The 17,847-nt window shown below is 43.1% G+C and carries 14 protein-coding genes; all 14 read right to left on the reverse strand.

Annotation, left to right across the window (positions count from 1 at the left end; genetic code table 11):
* Positions 1-591: 591 nt before the first annotated feature.
* The 14 genes from CFT61_RS07585 to CFT61_RS07650 all read right to left on the reverse strand — a co-directional run bounded on the left by CFT61_RS07585 (position 592) and on the right by CFT61_RS07650 (position 17,825).
* Positions 592-1,023, reverse strand: coding sequence for an NTF2 fold immunity protein (locus tag CFT61_RS07585; RefSeq protein ID WP_089543859.1), 432 nt, complete (start codon positions 1,021-1,023; stop codon positions 592-594).
* Between the two features lie 7 nt (positions 1,024-1,030).
* The gene (locus tag CFT61_RS07590; protein WP_089543860.1) at positions 1,031-1,459 is read right to left on the reverse strand and encodes an NTF2 fold immunity protein; all 429 of its coding nucleotides are present in this window, start codon (positions 1,457-1,459) and stop codon (positions 1,031-1,033) included.
* A 1-nt stretch (position 1,460) separates the two neighbouring features.
* Entirely contained in the window at positions 1,461-1,973 is a 513-nt protein-coding gene (locus CFT61_RS07595) for an RHS repeat domain-containing protein (RefSeq protein ID WP_089543861.1), read from the reverse strand.
* Positions 1,974-2,011: 38 nt separating this feature from the next.
* Complete coding sequence (locus tag CFT61_RS07600) at positions 2,012-2,548, reverse strand: hypothetical protein (RefSeq protein WP_089543862.1); 537 nt, start codon at positions 2,546-2,548, stop codon at positions 2,012-2,014.
* An 84-nt stretch (positions 2,549-2,632) separates the two neighbouring features.
* Complete coding sequence (locus CFT61_RS07605; protein WP_142990592.1) at positions 2,633-3,064, reverse strand: hypothetical protein; 432 nt, start codon at positions 3,062-3,064, stop codon at positions 2,633-2,635.
* 19 nt (positions 3,065-3,083) lie between these two features.
* Positions 3,084-3,617: a hypothetical protein gene (locus CFT61_RS07610; RefSeq protein ID WP_089543864.1), complete on the reverse strand. Its 534-nt coding sequence runs from the start codon at positions 3,615-3,617 to the stop codon at positions 3,084-3,086.
* A 22-nt stretch (positions 3,618-3,639) separates the two neighbouring features.
* Positions 3,640-4,191: a hypothetical protein gene (locus tag CFT61_RS07615; protein WP_089543865.1), complete on the reverse strand. Its 552-nt coding sequence runs from the start codon at positions 4,189-4,191 to the stop codon at positions 3,640-3,642.
* A gap of 199 nt (positions 4,192-4,390) precedes the next feature.
* Entirely contained in the window at positions 4,391-6,997 is a 2,607-nt protein-coding gene (xyl3A, locus tag CFT61_RS07620; RefSeq protein ID WP_089543866.1) for a xylan 1,4-beta-xylosidase, read from the reverse strand.
* Positions 6,998-7,047: 50 nt separating this feature from the next.
* Positions 7,048-8,538: a family 43 glycosylhydrolase gene (locus tag CFT61_RS07625; RefSeq protein WP_089543867.1), complete on the reverse strand. Its 1,491-nt coding sequence runs from the start codon at positions 8,536-8,538 to the stop codon at positions 7,048-7,050.
* A 20-nt stretch (positions 8,539-8,558) separates the two neighbouring features.
* The gene (locus CFT61_RS07630; protein ID WP_089543868.1) at positions 8,559-9,263 is read right to left on the reverse strand and encodes an acetylxylan esterase; all 705 of its coding nucleotides are present in this window, start codon (positions 9,261-9,263) and stop codon (positions 8,559-8,561) included.
* Positions 9,260-10,621 (reverse strand): family 43 glycosylhydrolase, encoded by a 1,362-nt coding sequence (locus CFT61_RS07635; protein ID WP_089543869.1) that lies wholly within the window; start codon positions 10,619-10,621, stop codon positions 9,260-9,262. The genes CFT61_RS07630 and CFT61_RS07635 overlap by 4 nt, the downstream gene beginning before the upstream one ends.
* Before the next feature lie 119 nt (positions 10,622-10,740).
* Positions 10,741-12,543: a RagB/SusD family nutrient uptake outer membrane protein gene (locus CFT61_RS07640; protein WP_089543870.1), complete on the reverse strand. Its 1,803-nt coding sequence runs from the start codon at positions 12,541-12,543 to the stop codon at positions 10,741-10,743.
* 18 nt (positions 12,544-12,561) lie between these two features.
* Positions 12,562-15,663: a SusC/RagA family TonB-linked outer membrane protein gene (locus CFT61_RS07645; protein WP_254918908.1), complete on the reverse strand. Its 3,102-nt coding sequence runs from the start codon at positions 15,661-15,663 to the stop codon at positions 12,562-12,564.
* A gap of 257 nt (positions 15,664-15,920) precedes the next feature.
* A complete protein-coding gene (locus CFT61_RS07650; RefSeq protein WP_437176823.1) occupies positions 15,921-17,825 on the reverse strand; it encodes a sialate O-acetylesterase in 1,905 nt (634 codons plus the stop codon).
* Positions 17,826-17,847 lie beyond the last annotated feature (22 nt).

Raw genomic sequence — 17,847 nt, forward strand, 5'->3', positions numbered from 1 at the left:
TTCTATGATACTTCTTTCTACTTTTTGCAAGAAGTCTCATTAGTTATAAACATCTTTATATCAACGATATAACGTGATATTTGCGGCTAAAAATGAGACTATGAGACTTTTTTCTAAAAAAATATATACGTGTGCGAAAAAGAGGATTATTTCTTTTTTGCATCATCATAGGGTTATGGCAACATCATTCCGTTATGGATGTTTGGCATGCTCTATTGATAGATAATCCTTGATTACAGAAAAGATGACCCCGCATTTTGCGAGGTCATCTTTTTTTTATTTACTCAGCTCCTTGATGATTTTCTCCAGTTTGTCAAGCTGGCGGGCAACTGATACAATGTTCTGCCAAGTCAAGCCCATAACTATTGAGTGGCATAGCTAGTCTTTCCAACACATGAAGAATGGCTTTGGAGATGATGACATCTTTCTGCTGCAGGTTGCATCCCATGCTATCAGCTATAGGTCTTCCCCATGGGTGTACTGTACTTTATTCCTGGTCGATGAGATCTTTTGTCAGCATATTATAGTCACGAAACAGAGTATAAGGCTGCGGAATCTCCTTCCATATTTTTTCCACTTGGCTCAGTTATACTACTTTTCAAATGAAAAATCAATCACCATACCCGTTTTTCTATCTATGACAATATAGGAAACTCCTCCCAACTGATAAGGAGAGAAATCCTCACCAGAACCAGAAACAGTCCAAGACTCAAAATCCTTCTCTATTAAGAATGGCTTTTGCTTATATATTTTATCATACCCATAAATATCTTTCAATATCATAAAACCAACTTCTCCGGCCACTTTAAAATCCGAGAGCACACCACCCTCTAGATTCAAAACACTGCTATCAGGTTTGTAAAAACCATTCACAACAGGCAATTTCAAATTGCACGATTTTAGACCTTGATAACAATATGCTTTAATCTGCGTGTGGTCATATTTTATATGAAATGCATAGCCAAAGCAACACCCCACAACAATACTTATGATTAAAAATAAATAATGTTTTTTTCCATTCATAATCTTATTATTTTTTTATAGAAAGAATTGTTCCGTCAAACTTTTGAATTAAGATTACGGAACCTTTATTATCAGCAACATTTCCTTGTAACATCCAGACCTTACCATTAAGCAAATAAACCCGAAAAGGTTTTTGAGCATCCACAAACTCCTCACCAAATTTAGAAGACAGTATCGACAATCCAATATTTGCTGCAGTTTCAGGAGTTTTGACAATTGCAACGCCATAATTACATTTTGGAATTCTCTGATAATTTTCTTCAATAAGTTTCATCAGTTGCTCATGTGAGATTACATCCTCACTATAATCTACAAAACCGACATATTTAAACAACTTTTCCGATTGATAAACGCTATCATTTGAAACAAAATGAAAATAAGTTACAGAAGACAAAAATCCAAAGATTAGCCCCCAAATTATATTTGACTTTGTCATATCACTTGAATATTAAATGGCTATTAGTATTTAAACGCAATAATTTATCTATCATTCTTCTTAATGCATCAGCATCAATTTCGTAATTTTCAGATGTTGAAGCTACCCTAGCTGCATCATACATTCTTGCACCATGGTCATACCAATCCAACCCATGCATGTGGTCGAACTCCTTGCCGATGTACTTGCTCTTTTGGTATTCGCTATTATATGACAAGTCTCCATATACCCCTCCGAATGGATAGTAATGATTTACTTGCTCTATTGTGCCATTCTCATTCACAACCATTCTTACACTGCCAAGATGGTCCTTCTCGTAATAATGGAAAGTCGGATTCTGGCTATTGTAGAAGGAACAATAACCACCATCAAAGAGATACTTATCCAGTTTGCCATCTTCGAATATAAAATCGCCAAAGTGCAAGTTATCTATATCACTTGACTTTACTGTTTGATGGGCATTTGCAATCAAATTACACCCAAACACTAAACTTAGAAATAATATTGTCTTCATAACACCTTAAATTTATTTGCTAAAAAACTATCTAAAGACTATTCTTTACAAGATACATTATTCCTTTTATATGGTTTTTGAAGATACAAAGGTTTATAATTTATCCGTTTACTTCCTTTTTGAAGATAATCCACCCACAAAGTTTGGCAACGAATTTGCTTGATATTATATTTGATATCGTAAACTAATTCTAAGTCTACTGTTTCATAAATGGCAATATTATGTAGAGCTGATACAAATAGAGAATCATTAAGTTTAGCTGATATAACTCGTTTTTGACGACCACCAATTAGAAATGTTGTATCAATTTCTCTTTTGGTTGTCATAAAAATCATAGACTTACCATATTCTTTAAGATAATACTCTCCATTTTTGTTGTATAAATTCCAAACAAAACCAGTATCATCAATGTCACTATATTCATTTTCTCGAATTGATATATACTTTTTAGAATGCATCACTTCATAATTCTTCATATAGAAAAATGGTAAGTACTGCATATTTTTTCTCTGCTTACAAGAGAATACACTTACAAACAAAATACTTACAACAATATAAAAAATAATATGTTTCATGTCATTTATGCTTAAAAAATTGTTCTATCTGATTCATAACTTGTTGATAGAGATTAACTTTTTCGTATTTCTTATTTTCCATCTCTAAATGTTCTTGTTTACTGCCTTTTTTGCGAAATTCAAACTTTGCAACTCGGCATTGTATGACAAATCGCCATATACTCCACCAAATGGATAGTAATGATTCACTTGCTCTATCGTGCCATTCTCATTCACAACCATTCTTATACTGCCTAGATGGTCTTTCTCGTAATAATGGAAGGTAGGATTCTGATTATTGTCGAAAGAACAATAGCCACCATCAAAGAGATACTTATCCAGTTTGCCATCTTCGAATATAAAATCTGATTTCGTCTCATTCAGCCAATTGCGGATGTTGTAGGCATAGTTTACCATACCCACATTGCCGCTTCGCTTCAAGGAGACCAGTCTTCCGATGTCATCATAACTATATGACGCCACCATTCTCTTGACATTGTCATAGAGATAGAACATATAGTTGTTTTTCCTAAGCACAAATTATTTTTTTACTATCCTAAAATATAAAGAAATATTTACCTTTCTCTCTATCTTTTTTTTCTTCCTTGTACTGAAATGGTTTTTGAAAATCTCTATAATCTTTAGGTATATGAGACTTGGGAACCAACTCTAAAGTGTCTACAGCGTTTTGGGGATCAATGTCATTACGAATCAAGATTCTATTATCGGAAACAGAAATAATTTTATAGCGAAAGCGTCCAAAACGGATTGTGTTACGGTTTAATAAATTCCAACTTGGTTCATAAAGATAATGAGAAACAAGAAAACCATTATATTCCCTAAAACGCCAATTTGCTCGAAACTCGATAAAAACACCTTTGCTATCGACATAAAAATAGAAAGAATCCTCCCTACAAAAATAAGGGTGTCTTGTTTCGTCCTCATTCTGCTTACTATCTATATAATGCCAATATTGATAACTATTTCTTGTAAGAATTTTCTTTATATCCTTACAAGAACATAAGATAGCCATTATACATAAAAACATAACCATTTTTGCTATTCCAAATACTATTGCAAACAATTTCATATTGCCATTTAAGACTTAATTTTTATTCTTCCAAAACTCGCATGCACTCCCATTCTACTACTAAAGAATCATACATGCAAGTAACCTTATTCTCTTCGACACTAGTTATAAAACTTGAAATATATTTATTAATATCTGATTCTTTACAAACTATCATATGCCGTGAAACATAACTTTTTATCTTTTCAAAAGGGATATTCGAAGAGATTATAGTAAACTTAAACCTTTTCATAGGATATACAATTTTTATAAATGTCTGAGGAAAGATAAAAGAATATGGCTCTCCACAATTTATCACATTATCATATGCCCAACAAGATAACGAAAAATCGCCATAACGACGATAGCACTTTCTATATAACACTTCTTCAAAATTCATTTTTTCCAAATCATCCTCTGTAAAAAGAATTACAATTGGTTCCATGTTACTATTCACGACATCAAAAGACACACATCTTATCGTATCACGATCTAACGTTCCATGAGCAACATAATAAACTTGCTCATGGTATTCTAAACTATATGTGAGCAAAAAATACCCAAAAAACACAAACAACACCAAAATTCTTTTCATTTGGCAAAATTTTTAACAGTTTCTTTTCTAGCCTTAATTGAACACTCTTTAAGATATCCATTTGTTTCGATATTTCCATCAAAATGATGTACTGCTTTGTGCCTTGACTGAAATGGCCAAGGCACAAAGAAACAACATGATACTTAAAGTTCTTTCAATTTACAATACTTTCAAGCCTGCCTTCTTAGTCAGATTTTTCTTAATATTCATAATTTACCATTATCTTCTTCAAGTCCTTATCTGCCGAGCTATTGCCATAATATACCTCATAGTTACCTGCCTTGGCACGCACGGTATTGGTTGCAGCATCGAAGAGTTCGAAGTTTCTGCTATCCAGCGTGATGACAGCCTCAGCAGTCTTTCCTGCCTTCACCTCCACTCTCTCGAAAGCCTTCAAGCTCTTCAATGGTCCTTCGGTATCGGCAGGATCCTTCACATACACCTGCACAATCTCGGTTCCATCCTTCTTTCCTACATTGCTTACAGGCACCTTCAAGGTAATCTTTTCACCCTTCTTCAGGATAGAGTTGGAAAGTGTAGCATCACCCATACGGAAAGAAGTGTAGCTTAAACCATATCCGAATGGGAAGAGCGCATCGTTCATATAACGATAGGTTCTGCCCTTCATGCTGTAATCCTTGAAATCAGGCAACTGCTCTGAATTCTTATAGAACGTAACAGGCAACTTGCCGGCAGGATTGTACTCTCCGAAGAGTACACGAGCCACAGCCTCACCACCTTCCTGACCAGGATACCAGGCCTGGAGAATGGCATCGCAACTCTCTGTCTCTGGAGTCAAGGCGATAGCCGAACCCGAACAGTTGACAAAGACAACCTTTTTGCCCGCCTCCTTCAAAGCCTTCAGGAAATTGCGCTGAACCTTAGGCAATTCGATGTTGGTGCGGTCACCACCCTTGAAGCCAGAAATCTCGATAGGCATTTCCTCACCTTCCAACTGTGGAGAGATGCCACCTACGAAGACTACTGTCTCGCAATCCTTCAACTGCTTGAGCGAAGCCTGATAGTCGATAGGATTCTCATGACCGATATTGATTTTCATATCCGCATTATAGTTAGGCATCTCAGCATATCGTATTTCTATCTGATACTCCTTGCCTTTCACGCCCTCAAACTCGATGCGGGATTCTGCAGTACGCCAATCGCTCTTCTCTGACTTTTTCTCACCATTCAGATAAACCTCATAATGACCGCAGGCAGCCACATCGAGCAATACCTTGGCGTTCTGCTTAGGACGAAATACGGTTTCATACTTGGCAGAAAAGCCCGTCAACTTCACATTGGATGCAAACGAATGCTGACCATAGGTAGTTACCTGCACAGGATTCTTTTCCTGGGTGATGGTAACAGGCTTACCTTCCATTTCACGATTGTTCCAGAAAGTGCCCTTAAAGCCCATCTTGCCATCCATGCTACACTGGTCAAAGTAAGAATCCAAAGTCTGGTCGTTCACCAGGTCGCACCCTTTAAAGGTAACGACCTGGTTTTTCTTCAAACGACTCTTGATACCATCCAGGATGGTAATTGTCTGTCGTGGAGTACCATTATAGTTTCCCCACATCATCGGTTCGTTATCCACATTTGGTCCGATGAAAGCAATCTTCTTTACCTTTTTATCGAGAGGCAATACCTCATTCTTGTTTTGGAGCAGCGTCATGGTCTGCAGAGCCATATCGAGCGAGAGCTGGCGATGCGCCTTGCTGCAAAGCACAGATACAGGAATCTTCGACCATGATACTATCTTGTTGTCATCCATCTCACCCAAGTCGAAACGACCTTCGAGCAGACGAATCACATGCTTATCAACTTCTTCTTCAGTCAGGGCACCATACTTCACAGCCTCAGGCACCGATTTATATACATAATTAAATCCACATTCTACATCGGTTCCAGCCAATACACCCTTAGCTGCTGCATTTCTGGCATTGCTCGAAACCTTATGATTCTCCCAGAAATCAGTAACAGCGCCACAGTCGGAAACTACCAGGTACTTGAATCCCCACTCATCCCTGAGAATCTGCTGCAAAAGGCGGGTGTTGCCGCAGCATGGTTCATCATCCCAACGCTGATAGGCACACATCACCTCGCGCACCTTGGCATCCTGCACCAGTGATTTGAAGGCAGGCATATAAGTTTCCCAAAGGTCGCGCGGTGTAACATCGGTAATATTGTCTGTATGGCGAGCCCATTCTGGTCCGCTATGAATTGCATAGTGCTTGGCACAAGCCCAGAGTTTGCGGTATTTCGTATCTTCAGGTCCCTGCAATCCGCGCACCACGGCACATCCCATCCTACTGGTAAGATAAGGATCCTCACCATAGGTTTCCTGTCCACGTCCCCAGCGAGGATCACGGAAGATATTCACGTTTGGAGTCCAGACAGACAAAGCATGGAAACGGGTTACATCTCCTCCCTTCTGCTGCAGTTCATTCCATTTGGCACGCATCTCATCAGATGTTGCATCAAAGACTCTATACACCATTCCGTCGTTAAACGATGCTGCCATTCCGATAGGTTCCGGAAAGACGGTTACATCTCCCATGTTCGCCACACCATGCAGTGCTTCGCTCCACCACTGGAATCTCTTGATTCCCAATCGTGGGATAGCCGGCGAATCATCCAGCATCAAAGAAGCTTTCTCTTCCAAAGTGAGACGACCACATAAATCTACCGCTCTCTCATGAGCCGAGAGGGCTGGATTCTGATAAGGCAACTGCTGCGCTGAGGCATTGCCGGAGGACATAGTTACCACAAACATCAAAGCTGCGTATATAACCTTCTTGTTCATTGTAATTACTATTAAGCTATTAATATATTAAATTGTTATTCATCATGAATTTATTGTTGCCTGAAATTCCATTTAGAATTATCGCTGTTGAAATCGAAGGGAGCCAAGCCTGGGGTACAGTCGCCGAGTGAAACCAATGCCAGTTTCTCTTCTGTGCCTGGCACTGCCTTCGGCATAATGCGATAAGTGCCATCGGTGAGTTGTTCGATGCGCCAAAGCTGGGCATCTTCACCCGTAAACTCAGGTTTGGCAATGACATCATGCTGAGCGGTTGCGGTTAGGTAGCGAGTAGTGCCTTCTATGCAGATTTTATAATAAGGACCACCCAGATAACCACCCTTTCCGGCAGGCATGATACTCCACTTCTGATGAGGACGGAACATGTAATCGTTCATTCTCACCTTCACCTCGCCCTTAGGCCATTCTGCCTCTACCTCCTTCAAGGTCTGAGGCTCGATATTCTTCAGAGGCTTGGTCGGCTTGATCCAGAAAGGTTCGATATCACGTTGCATTCTCACGAAATCTACGGCAATCTCCAGGGCATAGCCTCTTCGTTCCGATTCTATCTCGTAGGTTCCGGCATGAAATTCATCACCAGCCACAGGCCAGTCGTTCTTCCACAATAAAGGACGGATAGCCAACACGCTTCGTCCTCCCTGTCTGAAATCAGACTCATAATGGAACGACATCTTTTCTACACCTTCTTCCTCAATATAGCGTCCGAAGTGACCGGGACCCGTCTTCAGATTATTGGCAGCAATCACCATCTTTCCACCGCCCTGCAACATCTCTCTGCCCACATTATCTACGTATGGACCGGTTATCTTTCGCGAACGTCCCACCACGATATTGTAGGTAGAATTAGGACCATCGCAACAGGTGCCATGAGTGCCGAGAAGATAATACCAGCCGTTGCGGTAAATCAAATCAGTAGCTTCGCAGTCGATAGCGATATTGACGGGTTCGTTGCCTTCCATCCGCTTACCTGTCTTCGGATCAAGTTCTACCAGACGGATAAATCCGAAATAGGTACCATAGCTGAGCCAGAGTCTGCCGGTAGTAGGATCGAGCAACAAGCCCGCATCAATGGCATCACAGTCTTCATCATCCAATGAAGAAGCTACCACCACCGGTTCAGTATATTTGAAATCAGGCGATTTCGGATCGAGCGTTTTGTTCCACATCGTCAGGACATCACCGCGATGACTGCCTCCCAATCCACCACCCGTAGCACTGTAGGCTACAAGAAAACGGTCGCCAATCTTCAACACATCAGGAGCCGCTCCTCTGCCGGGACGAACAGCACCACCCTGCCAGGTCCAGCCATCCTCCGACCAGATTCCACCTTCACCCGTTCCAAAGGTATAATACTTTCCATCACACAGGGCAATGGTAGAAGGGTCATGAATGAAAGGTTCACACACCTGGGCTTCTGCCTCGTAAGCAGAGGAAGACAACAAGGCAACCAAAGCAGCGACATAAAGTTTCTGCTGAGCAGCAACCGGGCTAAAATATCTGAAAAATATATTGTTCTGTTTCATAACTTTCTTTATTGATTGCACTACTTCACGTGAATAGACAGGTTTCTGACAGGCTTGCCCTGTCCGTCGATGAATCGGACACAGAAGTCACTCATGCCAGGGCCATTGATGACTGCACCACGAAGGATATTCCTACCTTTCTTCAAGGTAAGCTTCTTAGAAACCACATCATCGCGAACCATTCTTCGGTCGCCTTCGAGCATCACCGCCTCCTCACCATTGAGCCACCACATGGAGGCACCATTCGAGCCAACAGACAAGCGGACATCTTTCATCTCCTCAGGGCAATCGATAATGGTAACCGCCCAGAACAAGACACCATACTTGGACTTCTTAAACGAAGTAGCGAAACGGAAGAGCTTCACATTAAACAGTTTACTATCCAGCGCATGCCATTTCAGTTTTTCCTTGCCCACCTTCACGAAGGCTCCATCCTTAGGAACTGTTTCCATCTGTTTAGGGAAATACTGCGTATGGAATATCTCCTTCAGATAAGAATCAGTAAAAACGACATTGCTCTTGACCGGCACAGAGATTGGCTCCAAGAGCAACCATCTCTGAATAAAGCCAGCCGCATTGGGCACGACGGGCTGCTTGCCGACAGGTCCGAAATAAGGATCGATGTCTACAGGTAATTCCTTATTTTGGGCATCCGCAGAGGAATGCCCAAAAAGGAATACACATAAACAAAACAATCTTACTATTTTATTGAAAAAGTTGTTCATAGACTATTCTTTTTATTTTTGAGGTTCGATAATCTGATAAAGCCCAGCCAGTCAACCTCTACATCGGCTCCACTCTGCAAAGATACATGGAGAGCATGAACGCCCTGAGGAGCATGGAGCACCTGAGCACGGACATTCTTCCAGGCTGTCGACTTCGGAATCTTCACCTTAGCGATGATATTACCCTTCTTGCCATCGGCTCTGACTACGAGCACACCGCCCTTTGAAGACTTGGCACGAACGGTGATTTCTTCCACCTTCTCATTACCGAAATCCACCTTATTATATATAAGAGCAGTATTCGATTTAGAGAAGAGAGTCTTCCATCCGGCAAAACAATTGTTTTTATCCAGATATTCAATACCAATACCCTTGCCTTGCAGCGCAGAATAACGGTCAATCTGAATATGCGAACGTGCCTTCGTCAATCCCACACCTCTTAGTGTAGGTATCACCTTCTGTATCGTTCCGTCAGGATTGAAGTTCAGAGAGTCGATTCGCACCGAGCGGTTCTTGTCGAACTTAGGCGAATAATCATTATGATGATAGAAGAGATACCACTGTCCCTGATATTCCACGATGCTATGATGATTGGTCCAGCACTTCGTAGGCGACTCATCCATGATGATGCCCTTGAATGTGAAAGGTCCCATCGGATGGTCAGCCATGGCATAAGCCAGCGTTTCGGTACCATCCTTTTCACGTACCCAAGGGAAGGTGAAATAATATTTGCCGTTACGCTCGAAAGCAAACGGACCTTCCTTGAATCCCTCAGGCAAGCCCTCTACCTGTTTTGGTTCCGAGGCAAGTTCCGTCATATTTGGTTTCAGCTTAGCCATGTGCAAACCTGCTCCCGCCCAGTAGATATAAGCCTGTCCGTCTTTATCTATCAACACACAAGGATCTATGCCATGCACACCCTCTATGGGTTTCCACATCGGCATAAATGGTCCTTCCGGATGGTCGGCAACCGCCACACCTATTCCGAATCCCTTCTCCTCCCCTTTCGGAGCGGCAGGGAAATAAAAGTAATACTTCCCGTCTTTCTCCACACAATCTGGAGCCCACATCGTATAGCTTCCATCCTGTACCCAAGGTACTTTGTCCTGCGAAACGATGACTCCATGATCCTGCCATTCAGTAAGATTGGTAGAAGAGAAAACGTGATAATCTGCCATGCAGAACCATTCCTTCAGTTTCTCGATAGGACTCGGAATGTCATGAGAAGGATAAAGATACATCTTCCCGTTGAATACGCGAGCCGTAGGGTCAGCAGAATACTGTCCGCTGATAATCGGGTTTTGAGCCGAAGCTCCTGTCGATAACGCCAGCATCAAGGCACACATCCATGTTTTCATACACAAATTCCTTTAAAGAAGAAAAAAGGGGGTGCTTCTTTTCAAAACACCCCCTAATTATCAAACTAATCTATAGTTCTTTAAACTTAAAACGTTTTATTTACAAAACAACTTCATGATTACCAACCAGGATTCTGCTCCAGGTTAGGGTTCATGTTCTTCACTGTTTGTGGATAAGGGAAGTAATCATGTTTTCCCTCTTGGTAACCAACAGTGAAACCAGCATCCTTTGCTGCATGAGAAGAAACTGTATAGAAGCGGCTATTTGCCTCTGTACCATGCTCCCAGTGCAACTTCTCGTCAGAAGGCTGAGGTGCGCGGAACAACTTGTCAAAGAGGTGAGGTACATCAGAACCCGCATTCTTGATGCGATTGATGGCAGTGGCATCCCTCCATCTCTTGATGTCGAACCAACGACAACCTTCCATCCACAACTCGTATGATTTCTCCTTCTTCAGCACATCCATATCTACGGTTTGGCTGATGGTCTGGGAACCTGCACGCTCCTGAATCATATTAATATACTTCTTGGCCTCACCCTGATCGCCAGTCTGGAGACAAGCCTCAGCATAGTTCAAAAGAACCTCGGCATAACGCATCACGAGATAGTTGTTCAAACGGACGTTGGCATCATATTTCTTACCATCAGAGTCAGCTGCACGCATCACTGTCTTGAATGCCAACCAAGTAGAGTTACCATAAAGTCCCTGAACCTGATCCTTAATACCAACAGCCGTGCTTACCTTCTTCTGCTCAACCGTCAGATTGTTTAGCGAATCATTAGCATACTTCATTTTATAAACAGCATCATCAATGTGCTTCAAGGTTGCCTTGAAACGGTAAGAGTCGCCATCGTTCTTATGGAACTCATCACCAAACCACTGAGGTACACCTAAGCCACCCCAACCATCGATGCCACTATATACAGACTGAGGAGAAACTACGAAGTTACCAGCACGCCAGTTCATTGCATTAGACTCCATCCAGCTAGAACGCTGAATCATACCGCTCCATTTACCCTTACCCGCATTGTACTCGAAGTTGATTTCGAAGACCTTTTCCTCGTTGCCATCACCCTCAATATGGAAGTTGTCCATATACTTGTCGCCTGGAACAAGGGCATACTTGTCTGAGTCGATAACCTTCTTGAGGGCAATTTTAGCCTTGTCATACTTGCCAGCGAAGAGGTAAGCCTTACCAGCCAATGCATTAGCAAAGCCCTTGGTTACCTTTACAGCTCCATCCTTGTCTCCCTTGCTCTTGCGCTCATCAAGATCGGGCGCAGCTGCCTCACATTCAGAAGCAACCCACTCTATCAACTGTTCGTGGGTCATAGGATTCTCAGGATCCTTATCGCTGTTGTATGGAAGCGCATCAGCTGTCAACTGCTTTAAGACGAATGGAGGAGTGCCCCATAAGTTTGCCAACAAGAAGTAGTCGTAAGCACGAAGCACACGAGCCTCAGCCACACAACGCTTCTTGACTGGTGTATCTGGATTAGCAAACTTGTTAACGACCAAGTTGCAAGTATACACTGAAGAATAGAGACCTGAGTACATCAACTTTGGAACCAAGGCATCAGTATCATAGCGGAACTCATTGAGGCAACCAGCGTCCTCATGGTCTCCATAGTTACCACTGGCATAGTAAACATCATCACCACACATGTTCAGAATCAACTTGTGAGGAGTATAGATACCCAAACTTCCCTGGACGTCTGGCTGACGTCCTACTACATTACACATAAAGCCTTCGTATGCTGCCACCAAAGCAGCCTCTGCATCGGCATCAGTCTTATAGAACTGTTCCTCATAAGTAGTACCCTTCTGCTCAATATCGAGCTGACTCTCACAGGAAGTAAAAGATACTGTTCCTGTCAACGCAAGGGCTAATATACTAGAATATAATAAATACTTTTTCATTGCTGTATCATTTAATAATTAGAATGTTACATTGATACCAAATACCATCTTCTTAGAAGTAGGATAAGTACCATTATCAAAACCACGAGACTGAGCGCTGTTCATAGAAGCTGTCTCAGGATCGGCTCCAGGATACTTGGTGATTGTGAAGAAGTCATCCAAAGAGCAGTAAACACGCACACCATTCAGACCAATCTTGCTCGTAATGAGACGTGGCAATGTGTAACCCAACTGAATCTGCTTAATCTTGAAGTAAGAACCGCTGAAGACAGCTGCGCTAGAACTGAAGAATGTCCAGTCAGTTGCCACCTTCTTCATATCAGGATACTTGGCGTTGGTATTACTCTCTGTCCAAGAATTCTTCCAATATTCATCGATACCATTCAAGAGTGGTCGGTCGGCCGATACCATCAAGTTGTAAATCTTGTTGCCAGCAGAGCCTGTTCCAAATACGGTGAGGTCAAAGCCCTTGTACTCAGCATTGAGGGTGATACCGTAAGTAAACTTAGGAATACCCACACCCAAATCCTGCTTATCATTATCTGTAGGCGCATTGGTGGTATTACCATTCTTGTCATAATACAACGCACTTCCATCCTCAGCTACACCTGCATACTTGTAACCACGGAAGTACCAGATAGAGTGCCCCACCTCGAATGTTGGCTTCAAACGGCTGTTGAAGCCATCGATACCTATACCCTCGATACGGCTGATGGATGAAGAAAGATCCTTTACCTCATTCTTCAAGGTAGAACCGTTGACTGAAACAGAGTACTTGAAATCACGGATATGATCTCTCCAACCCAACTCGAAGTCGAAACCTGTGTTAAGCACCTTACCAGAGTTGATGATATACTTGCTTACACCAATTTCCGGAAGAAGATTTATCTCTACCAAGAGGTCCTTGGTGTTCTTGCGATACCAGTCGAGAGAGAATGTCAAACGGTCGTTCAAGAAACGGGCATCAAGACCCAAGTCTACCTGTTCTGAAGTCTCCCAAGTCAAATCTGGGTTAGCAAGACCTGTTGGCTTAGAACCATAAGACAACTTACCATCACCGCTAGATGGATTGTACTGATAGAAGCTCTGGTTCATGGCAATAGGAGAAGTATACGGGTAGTTGCTCAATACATTGACATTACCATTCTTACCCCAAGATCCACGAAGCTTCAAGAAAGAGATGGCATCACGACTGATGTTGTCCTTGAAGAACTTCTCATTGCTGATAGTCCAACCAGCAGATACTGATGGGAAGTTACCCCAACGAGCATCCTTTGAAAGCTTAGATGAATCGAATGCATCACGACGGAAGTTGAACTGCAAGAAATAACGATTATCGTAGCTATAAGACAAACGACCGAAGTATGAAAGTTCCGTAGCGTCGTTAGGAGCATTGCCTACGCTCTTTGTAGCATCAGCGAGCAAATAGTCGATGTAACGATAGTTAGGAGCATAGTTTGAAAGAATATTCGTACCCTCAGAACCAATAGTAGCATTGTCCCAATGATTCTTGGTGAACGACATACCCACCATGGCTCCTACTGTATGCTTGCCAAATGTATTCAAATAGTTTGCAAAGTTCTCCCACTGATAGTAAAGACCATTGTTGGTATGAGCCTCTATCTTGTATTGTGAGGAGTTAGAGAGGGAATTGATGTAATATGGCTGCTCATAGTTGTGGTAGTTGCTCTGCGTGATGCGGTAACCCAAACGAGATGTATAGGTGAAGCCCTTGAATGGCTTGATGTTGGCAGCAACGGTACCACGTACATTGATACCCTGGTTGTAAGAGCCTACACGGTCGCGCTGTGCCAATGGGTTACCAGTAGCATCCTCCACATAGTGAGATGTACCATAGAAATCATTATTATGGTCAGCATCTCTCATCACAGGGGCGCCATTCTGATAAGCGTTATAAACATTGGTTGGCAACTTAGCAGGGTCGCTTACGTAGCAAGGTGTCAATGGATCTACAGAAACTACAGAGTTCAACACAGAACCATAACCTTTGTTCACACCCTTGGTCTTCCACTTCTCGAAAGAGGTGTTTGTCGAGATGTTCAACCACTTATATACATCGTAGTCTGCATTAATCTGACCTGTAAAGCGCTTGTAAACATCCTTATCTCCCTTGACGATACCATTGTTATTGAGGATATTCAAGTTGGCAAGGAAACGACCCTTACCATTGCTAGCCTGGATGGTAAGGCTGTGCTGATGAGCCAAACTATTTTCAAAAGCCTCATCATACCAGTCGGTGTTCTCTCCATTATATCCCTCAGCCTTCAACTTATCATCCGTCAAGTCGCCCAAGTACTTATGGTATGAAATATACTCTGGAGCGTCGAAGAGCTTAGCCTTTCTACCAATAGACTGGATGGTAAACTTGCTGCTGTAAGAAATCTCAGCCTTACCGCCATTGGCAGCACCACTCTTGGTAGTAATGATAACGACACCATTACCAGCCTGTGCACCATAGATGGCAGCAGAAGCGGCATCCTTCAATACCTCAATGCTCTCGATCATAGATGGATCCAGATACTGGATGTTATCCACCTTCAGACCATCGACAATGAGCAACGGACCGATATTACCACTATTGGAAGAATAACCACGGATACGGATATCGGCAGCCTCACCCGGACCACCCGAGTTGATAATCTGTACACCGGCAGCCTTACCCTGGAGGGCAGCACCGGCATCGGTAGCTGACAAGCCCTTGATGTCATCGCTCTTGATAGATGCAACTGCACCTGTCAGGTCGCTCTTCTTCTGAACGCCATAACCGATGACAACGACATCATTCAGAACTTTAGCATCATCCTTCAAGGTAATGGTAAGCGTTTTACCAGCCTGAGCTTTCACGGTCTTAGGCTCCATACCCACATAAGTAATAGTCAATGTTGCATCAGGTGCAGCATCAATGCTAAACTTACCATCCAAATCAGTAATCACACCCAGCTTGCTGCCTGCAGCTTTCACTGTAGCACCAATGACAGGTTCACCACTTGGATCTGTAACTACTCCTTTTACAATACTCTGAGCCGACATTCCTGCTGGGAATAAACAGAGAAAGGATAGCAATGCTAACGGCTTTTCAATCTTTTTTAAGTTCCTCATAAGAGAATAGATTAAAATTGTTATTTTATTAGTTCATGATTGTACGTGTTCAGTAAAAACTTTCTTTTTGCAAAGCACGCTGCAAAATTAATAACTATTTCGCATAATGACTTTCTTTTATGTTACAATTACTTTGCGAAACATAAAAAAAAAGCAAAAAGAAACATAAGATATTAGAAATATAACAAAAAGAAATCCCGAAACTGCCTGGCAGTGTCGGGATTTCTTTTATATTATCTTATTGATTTCCTGTCTTGTTACTTGAACAGATGTGGCACAAATTCCTTCAGGCAGCGGCGCCAGGTGAGCCACTCATGATGAGTACCAGGTGAAACATAGACATCAAGCTTGATGCCCAGGTCCTTCAATTCCTTCGCCATCTTCTCCGTGCCGAAGTTCTCTTCTGAACCGCAGCCCATGAACATATAGTTTATCTGGCTGTTGAACTTCTCTGCATCGGCAAAGACACCGTTGAAGCAGGTCTTGACATCCACACCGAAAAGTGCTCCGCTGAAGGTTCCCAGGGCTGAGAACTTATCCAAGTTCGGCAACACGGTGTTGAAAGTCTGGCAACCGCCCCATGACAAGCCAGCCATCGCACGATGCTCTCTGTCGGTATAGGTTCGGAACTTCTTATCTACCATCGGAATCAGATCCTTGATGATGACATCGTAGAAAGATTCTCCATAATGCTTGCGCTCCTCATCTACATCCTTGCCAGGACGTGGCACGAAAGGCTGCTTTACATCGCCGCTCTCCATCACCACAATCATTGGCTCTGCCTTGCCTTCGGCAATGAGATTGTCCATGATGTGCTGCATATAGCCCTGATGGCTCCAGCCCGTCTCGTCCTCTCCCATTCCGTGCTGCAGATAGAGCACAGGATAGCGTTTGTTCTGATTGGTTTCATATTCTGCAGGCGTATAAACCATGGCTCTGCGGAACTTGCCTTGAGATGCAGCATAGTAAGATACCGAACGAACCTGACCCTGTGCTACTCCCTGCTGAGGACGATAGTAATTGCCTTCGGCTCCCTCAGGAACCTCCAGACCACTCGCCTCTCGGCAGCAGCCGAAATAAGTTTCGCTTGCAGGATCTACTACCTGTACACCATCTACGTTCAGGAAATAATAGTGAAAGCCCACTACCAATGGGTCTGAAACACCATACCAGTCGCCGTCGAAATCCTTCTTCATCGGATACTTCTTTCCGCAGATATCGAAGATAACCTGCTTTGCCTCTGGAGCATGGAGCTTGACGTAGGCACGGCGGTCTTTATCCACACGCGGATAGTTGGCATCCGGAATGATGCCGAGCAGCGAGAGCATCATGTTGGCATAACGCTTACCCATGGTGCGATAGCTTTCGGCAATGAAATGCAGACCATCGCCACGCTGCGGACATCCCTTGGAAGAGATGACGTGGGCAGTAGGAATGGTCTTGGCGATATCATCCACAATGGCGATATGCTGCCAGCAGCTGCCGCCCTGGTCTTTCTGAACGGTTTCACCCACGAGCAAAGGTACATCTTCTGCCTTCAGGTGCAACTCTTTCAGAATATCGTTATACACGGTCTTCACACGGTTAGGCCAGTTGGCATCACCATTGTTGGTTTCTCCCTGATGCAGCAGGATTCCCTTGATGACTCCCTGCTTCTGGGCAATCTTGGCAAGCTCGATGAGTCGGGCGTATGGATTGCCGTTATACTGGGAAGCGAAGTTCTTCATCCAGTCGGGCTGCTTCTTCAGGTAAGCCTTGTAGGTACGCTTGTCGAAGAGGTCGATGCTGGCACCGCCCACAGCCACGGTGATGGTTCCCACCTTGATGCTGTCGGGCAGATTGTCCACCATCTTTCTTCCGAAATAATCTACAGGAGTGAGGCCAGTGGTAGGTCTTGCCTGCGGAGGGACAGCGGTATGCCACTGTCCCTTTTTCCATCCTGCCTTTTCATCATCCACGGCATACATTGCCATGAATCTTGGATTCACACCTGTTCGGTCGATGTCTTCAATGGCGGCATTGCCCTCCATGTTCGACTGTCCGAAACAGAGATAAATTTGAAAATTAGGATCGGGGCTTACATTGCCCCCATTACTTGCCTGTGTCCCCATAGGAAGGCACAGATTCATGAAAAGAGATGCGATAATTATTAAACGTCTCATTTGTTATATGTTAAATATCAAT

This window comes from Segatella copri (assembly GCF_002224675.1).
In the GTDB taxonomy this organism is placed as follows: Bacteria; Bacteroidota; Bacteroidia; order Bacteroidales; family Bacteroidaceae; genus Prevotella; species Prevotella copri_U.

Coding starts and splice junctions, on each gene's coding strand:
- CFT61_RS07635 (WP_089543869.1), bottom strand. CDS start 10,621: ATGAAAACATGGATGTGTGCCTTGATGCTGGCGTTATCGACAGGAGCT.
- CFT61_RS07600 (WP_089543862.1), bottom strand. CDS start 2,548: ATGAAACATATTATTTTTTATATTGTTGTAAGTATTTTGTTTGTAAGT.
- CFT61_RS07645 (WP_254918908.1), bottom strand. CDS start 15,663: ATGAGGAACTTAAAAAAGATTGAAAAGCCGTTAGCATTGCTATCCTTT.
- CFT61_RS07610 (WP_089543864.1), bottom strand. CDS start 3,617: ATGAAATTGTTTGCAATAGTATTTGGAATAGCAAAAATGGTTATGTTT.
- xyl3A (WP_089543866.1), bottom strand. CDS start 6,997: ATGAACAAGAAGGTTATATACGCAGCTTTGATGTTTGTGGTAACTATG.
- CFT61_RS07615 (WP_089543865.1), bottom strand. CDS start 4,191: ATGAAAAGAATTTTGGTGTTGTTTGTGTTTTTTGGGTATTTTTTGCTC.
- CFT61_RS07590 (WP_089543860.1), bottom strand. CDS start 1,459: ATGACAAAGTCAAATATAATTTGGGGGCTAATCTTTGGATTTTTGTCT.
- CFT61_RS07625 (WP_089543867.1), bottom strand. CDS start 8,538: ATGAAACAGAACAATATATTTTTCAGATATTTTAGCCCGGTTGCTGCT.
- CFT61_RS07630 (WP_089543868.1), bottom strand. CDS start 9,263: ATGAACAACTTTTTCAATAAAATAGTAAGATTGTTTTGTTTATGTGTA.
- CFT61_RS07585 (WP_089543859.1), bottom strand. CDS start 1,023: ATGAATGGAAAAAAACATTATTTATTTTTAATCATAAGTATTGTTGTG.
- CFT61_RS07640 (WP_089543870.1), bottom strand. CDS start 12,543: ATGAAAAAGTATTTATTATATTCTAGTATATTAGCCCTTGCGTTGACA.
- CFT61_RS07595 (WP_089543861.1), bottom strand. CDS start 1,973: ATGAAGACAATATTATTTCTAAGTTTAGTGTTTGGGTGTAATTTGATT.
- CFT61_RS07650 (WP_437176823.1), bottom strand. CDS start 17,825: ATGAGACGTTTAATAATTATCGCATCTCTTTTCATGAATCTGTGCCTT.